The 4,029-nt window shown below is 70.4% G+C and carries 4 protein-coding genes; 3 read left to right on the top strand and 1 reads right to left on the bottom strand.

Going from position 1 to position 4,029, the window contains the following annotated elements; translation table 11 throughout:
* Positions 1-355: 355 nt before the first annotated feature.
* Positions 356-769 carry a thioredoxin family protein gene (locus J0670_RS32210; RefSeq protein WP_207815574.1) on the bottom strand — a complete coding sequence of 138 codons (414 nt, stop codon included), beginning with the start codon at positions 767-769 and terminating at the stop codon, positions 356-358.
* 209 nt (positions 770-978) lie between these two features.
* On the opposite strand from J0670_RS32210, the gene J0670_RS32205 reads away from it, so the two are divergent.
* The 3 genes from J0670_RS32205 to J0670_RS32195 all read left to right on the top strand — a co-directional run bounded on the left by J0670_RS32205 (position 979) and on the right by J0670_RS32195 (position 3,977).
* Positions 979-1,404, top strand: coding sequence for a DUF4395 domain-containing protein (locus tag J0670_RS32205; RefSeq protein WP_207815573.1), 426 nt, complete (start codon positions 979-981; stop codon positions 1,402-1,404).
* 282 nt (positions 1,405-1,686) lie between these two features.
* Positions 1,687-2,457, top strand: coding sequence for a 1-acyl-sn-glycerol-3-phosphate acyltransferase (locus J0670_RS32200; RefSeq protein WP_207815572.1), 771 nt, complete (start codon positions 1,687-1,689; stop codon positions 2,455-2,457).
* 194 nt (positions 2,458-2,651) lie between these two features.
* Entirely contained in the window at positions 2,652-3,977 is a 1,326-nt protein-coding gene (locus J0670_RS32195; RefSeq protein WP_207815571.1) for a PD40 domain-containing protein, read from the top strand.
* Positions 3,978-4,029: the final 52 nt, after the last annotated feature.

Genomic DNA, 4,029 nt, shown 5'->3' with positions numbered 1-4,029 from the left:
AACGATCCTCAAGCTCACGGCCTTGTCTCCTGTACTGGTCTCGTCCGGCGGCTGCGGTTGTGCAAGCGGGTACGAACACGGCACGCACCCGCTCCGGGCAGCGAGTTTCCCGTGCCGGTCCGGAACTTCCTGGCAGCATACTCGCCGGTAGCTCAGCGGTCACTACTGGCCAGTAGCTTATGCCGTGCGGCTGCACCACCGCCTGCGCCCATCCTGCCCCAGCCAGGTGTCGAGTCCACCTCGCGGGGCGGCGTGAACCGGACCGGATGACGGGCAACAGATGACAGCGAACAGATGATGAAATCTGTTCGCTGTCATCTGTTATCTGTTCCTTGAAACTTGAAACCTGCCCCCGTCAGACCGCCTGCCCGAGCGCCGCGATCACGTCCACCTTCCGCGGCGTTCCCGCCGCCCGGCGCACCACCCGCCCCTCCGCGTCCAGCACCAGGACGGTCGGGGTCCGCAGGATCTCCAGCCGACGCACCAGCTCCAGCCTCGCCTCGGCGTCCACCTCGACGTGCGCGACCCCGTCGACCATCTCCGCCACCTCGGCCAGCACCCGGCGGGTCACCCGGCACGGCTGGCAGAACGCCGTCGAGAACTGCACCAGCGTCGCCCGCTCACCGAGCGGCCCGCCCAGCTCCGCCTCCGACAGCCGTACCGCCCCGCGCGTGGTGTGCACCTTCAGCCTCCCGTCATACCTGGTCCGCAGTGACCCGAACGTGGTCGCCACCGCCGGCGCGACAACGCACACCGCCGATCCGGTCATCCCACAAGTCTGAGGCAGCGCCCCGCGTTCACAAAAGAAGAGGTCGACCGCCGACACCCGCCCGCGTACGATCGGCCCGTGGACTCCGAGCGCCCTGCCGCACCGCCGCCGCTGACGTCCCGTCACGTCGTCGACCGCGGTCGCACCACCACCTCCCGGTGTCACTGACACCCAGCCGCAGCCGTCCGTCGCGACCTCCCGGAGCTCCCGTGCAGACAGACCCCCGCGGCCACCGCTTCGCCGCCGTTCTCGCCTCGGCCGTCCTGGCCGTCGTTCTGATCACCGGCAGCGAGCTCCTGCTGGCCGCCCAGGCCCTCGCCTTCGCCCTCGGCGCCTTCGGCGGCCTCCGGTCGTCCCCGTACGGCTGGCTGTTCCGGACCTTCGTCCACCCCCACCTCGCACCGCCCACCGAGACCGAGGACGAGCGGCCGCTGCGCTTCGCCCAGGGCGTCGGCCTGGTCTTCACCTCCGTCGGCACCCTCGGCTACTTCACCGGGGTCACCTGGCTCGGCCTGCTGGCCACCGGCTTCGCCCTCACCGCGGCCTTCCTGAACGCGGCCTTCGGCTACTGCCTCGGCAGTGAGATCTACCCCATCGTCCGACGCGCCCAGGGTCGCCTCGGCGCCGGGGCGTGATCACCCCGCCGCACACCACCACTTCCTCCTGATGACCACGGAACGCCCCGAGGCCGAGATCGCGGTCAAGGGACGGAAAAGTTCCCGACCCAATTCATCACGGAGATCACATCGCGAATATTCGCTTGACCGCACGCCTCAGGTGACAGCAGGCACTCATTCGGGGGATCATCTCCGTGTATCACCCGTGACCGCCGCGGCGTGCCGTGCTCCGGTCGGCCCCCGCCCACGACGCGGGTACCCGCCGTACCGGGCTCCGGCCCGTGGAAGTCAGGACTGACCGTGGCAGAGCTCGTCTACCCGCCGGTGATCGGCGCCGCACTCACCGCTTTCCGTGCGCTCGATGTGCGGATCAAGATCGTGGGTGCCGAGCACATCCCTGCCAGGGGGGGAGCGGTACTGGTCAGCAATCACATCAGCTACCTGGACTTCCTCTTCGCCGGCCTCGGCGCCTACCGCGGCGGCAAGCGCAAGACCCGCTTCATGGCCAAGGACGACGTCTTCAAGCACCGCGTCTCCGGCCCGCTGATGCGCGGAATGAAGCACATCCCGGTCGACCGCACCGACGGCCAGCCCGCCTACGAGGCCGCTGTGCGGGCCCTCAAAGCCGGCGAGGTCGTCGGGGTGTTCCCCGAGGCGACCATCAGCCGATCGTTCATGCTGAAGAAGTTCAAGACCGGCGCGGCCCGGATGGCCGCCGACTCCGGCGCCCCGCTGCTGCCCGTCGTCCTCTGGGGCACCCAGCAGCTCTGGACCAAGGGCCGCCCGAAGACGCTCACCAAGCGCCACGTTCCGGTGACGATCATGATCGGCGAACCGATTCACCTCGGCCCGAACGACAAGCCCGTCATGGTCACCAGGAAGCTGCGCGCCGCCATGACCGAGATGCTCGACCGGGCCCAGCGCGAGTACCCCGCCAAGCCCTCCGGCCCGGACGACACCTGGTGGCTGCCCGCCCACCTCGGCGGCACCGCGCCCACCCTGGAGGTCGCCGAGGCCGAGGACGAGGCGGAGGCCCTCGCCAAGGCCGAACGCCGAGCCGCCCGGGGCTGAGCCCCGCAGCCGACCTCCGCTCCACAAGCCTCTACTCCGTGTGATCGAGAGGGCGCTCTCCGTCGCGTGTCGCCCGTCCTCCGGCCTTCCCCGTCTGACACAGTGGCAGCTCCTTCCAGGGGCCTCCGTCCTGATTCCACGCCGAATCGCGGACGGAACACACGTCAGAGCGGTCGGAAAGGTCGAAGGCGGAGATGACACGAAGCACCGGCACACGGCAGTCCCCCAGGAACAAGGCCCGCACCCGCGCAACCGCCGGTGCGGGCCTCCTGCTTCTGGGCACCCTGCTCACCGGCTGCGGGGCCGAGCCCGGGGACATCCCGTTGTCCGAGATCCGGCCGGACTCCCCCACCGCCACCCCCTCTGCGGCCGCCGGCGTGGTCGGAGCGGTGGCCGGGAGCCCGGCGGCCGCCGCGCACGACGGACTGATCGTCAGCCGGGCCTACACCGACGCCAGCCGTTCCACCAGCGCCATCGTCACCCTCTCCCCCGACGGGACCGGCCAGCACCAGGTCACCCAGCCCTCCGACCGCACCCTCGATGACCGGCCCGACTGGTCCCCCGACGGCACCACCATCGCCTTCGACCGCACCGACCCACGGAGCGGCACCGCCCGCCTCTGGGCGGTGTCCGCCACCGGCGACAACGCCCACCAGATCAGCCAACTCTGCGACACCAGCGCCGCCACCGCCGACTGCGCCAACGAGGACGAACGAGCCCCGGCCTTTTCACCCGACGGCAAGCAGCTCGCCTTCAGCCGCTCCTGGGGCACCCTGGACACGGGCGGCGCCATGCAGACCCAGTACTCGGACCTCTACCTGATGAGCCCCGACGGCACCGACGTCCAGCGGCTCACCTTCCTCACCAACGACAAGCCGTACTCCGGCACGGTCAGCAACCCCAGCTGGTCCCCCGACGGCAAGCAGCTCACCTTCGAATACCGCACCGGCGCCACCGGACAGCCCGCCAACAGCCGCGCCATCTACGTCGTGGGCGTGGACGGCACCGGACTCCGTCAGCTCACCCCCTGGGAGCTTCGCGCCGGCGACCGCGCGAGCTGGTCCCCGGACGGCACCCAGATCCTCTTCACCACTTACCCGGCCGGCCGCGACAACGCCCCCGGCGGCGGCATCTACACCGTCCACCCCGACGGCACCGCCATCGGCGCCCTGACCCCCGCCCCCTCCGACGCCACCTACGGCACCGCCGCCTACGCACCCGACGGCAAGTCCGTCGTCTTCGCCCAGGCACCCGCGGGTGCCGACGCCGACCTGTACACCATGCGGCCGGACGGTACGGGCGTCGCACGGCTCACCAACAGTCCGGCCCAGGGGCTCAGCCGACCGGCGTGGGGGACGGCTGACGTGCCGGCAGCGCAGGCGCAGGCACCGCAGACCGCACGCCCCGAAGCCACTGCGTCCGCATCCGCGTCCGCCTCTTCGCCGGCATCTGCGGAGGCGACCCCTACTGAAGCGCTAGGAGAGCCGGAAATCGAGGACGACGAGCTCGACGACAACTGACCGATAAACGAAAAAAGACCCCCTCCCGAATGGGAGGGGGTCTTTTTGGAAT

It is taken from the genome of Streptomyces sp. FH025, assembly GCF_017427025.1.
Taxonomy (GTDB): Bacteria; Actinomycetota; Actinomycetes; order Streptomycetales; family Streptomycetaceae; genus Kitasatospora.
This window is presented reverse-complemented; position numbering and strand designations above follow the sequence as displayed.

Coding starts and splice junctions, on each gene's coding strand:
- J0670_RS32195 (WP_207815571.1), top strand. CDS start 2,652: ATGACACGAAGCACCGGCACACGGCAGTCCCCCAGGAACAAGGCCCGC.
- J0670_RS32210 (WP_207815574.1), bottom strand. CDS start 769: ATGACCGGATCGGCGGTGTGCGTTGTCGCGCCGGCGGTGGCGACCACG.